Raw genomic sequence first — 1,010 nt, forward strand, 5'->3', positions numbered from 1 at the left:
TGCGGGCTGGCCGCGGCCCTGGCCGGGGCGGTGCCGGCGCCGCGCGCCGCGCAGGCGCCGCAGGTCGGACTCTCGCCGGCGCTCGACAGGATGATGGCCGCCGCGGCGCCCTGAGGCCGCCCTTCCCTGCCGCGGGGCCCACCCCGCTTGCCCCCGGCAGTCGAGGCGCCTAGGTGAGATGCAACCGCGCGACCATCCGGCCGCGCCCGCGACATGAGACGCGATCCCGACATGACCCACACGCAGGACACCCCGAAAGACCCGCACGCCCCCGGCGCGGCCGAGGCGCCGGCCTCCGCCGCGACCGACGGGCCCGCCGCCGAGGCCGAGGCCCCGCCCCCCGAACCCACCACTGAGGAACGCATCGCCGCCCTCGAGGCCGAGACTGCGACGCTCAAGGATCGCTGGCTGCGCGCCGAGGCCGAGATGCAGAACCTGCGCGCCCGCACCACGCGGGACGTGCAGGAAGCGCGCGCCTATGCCACCCAGAAATTCGCCCGCGACGTTGTGGAAGCGGCCGAGAACCTGCGCCGCGGCATCGACGCCCTGCCCGCCAAGGCGGAAGGCGAGCCCGAGGTGCTGACGAAGATCCGAGACGGGATCGAAGGGGTGGAACGCGCCTTCCTCGGCATCCTGGAACGCAACGGCGTGAAGCGCGACGACCCGACCGGCAAGCCCTTCGATCCGGAGATGCACCAGGCGATGGCCGAGCAGCCCGCCCCGCCGGGTGTCGCGCCGGGCTCGGTCGTGGCCTGCTGGACGCCGGCCTGGACCTTGAACGGGCGCCTGCTGAAGCCGGCCATGGTGGTGGTGGGGAAGTAGCCAGGCCAGCCCGGCGACGCCGGGCGGGGTCGCGGCGGAAGGGCCGCGCGGCACGGGCCGCGGGCGGCGAGGGAAGGACAGGCGATGCGCATCATTACGGCGGCCATGGCGCTGCTTCCGCTCGCGCTGGCGGCCTGCCAGCCGCCGGCCGCGCCGCCCCCCGTCGCGGCACCCGCCGCTGCCCCCGT

The 1,010-nt window shown here is 76.1% G+C and carries 1 protein-coding gene; it reads left to right on the forward strand.

Translation table 11 applies throughout. The annotated features are described in order from the left end of the window. Positions 1-231 precede the first annotated feature (231 nt). Positions 232-822, forward strand: coding sequence for a nucleotide exchange factor GrpE (locus tag HW578_RS26960; protein WP_198373768.1), 591 nt, complete (start codon positions 232-234; stop codon positions 820-822). Positions 823-1,010: the final 188 nt, after the last annotated feature.

The organism is Roseomonas rosulenta (assembly GCF_016106005.1).
Taxonomy (GTDB): Bacteria; Pseudomonadota; Alphaproteobacteria; order Acetobacterales; family Acetobacteraceae; genus Neoroseomonas; species Neoroseomonas rosulenta.

Excerpts from the sequence above, each read along its gene's own strand:
- HW578_RS26960 (WP_198373768.1), top strand. The coding sequence starts at position 232 with ATGACCCACACGCAGGACACCCCGAAAGACCCGCACGCCCCCGGCGCG.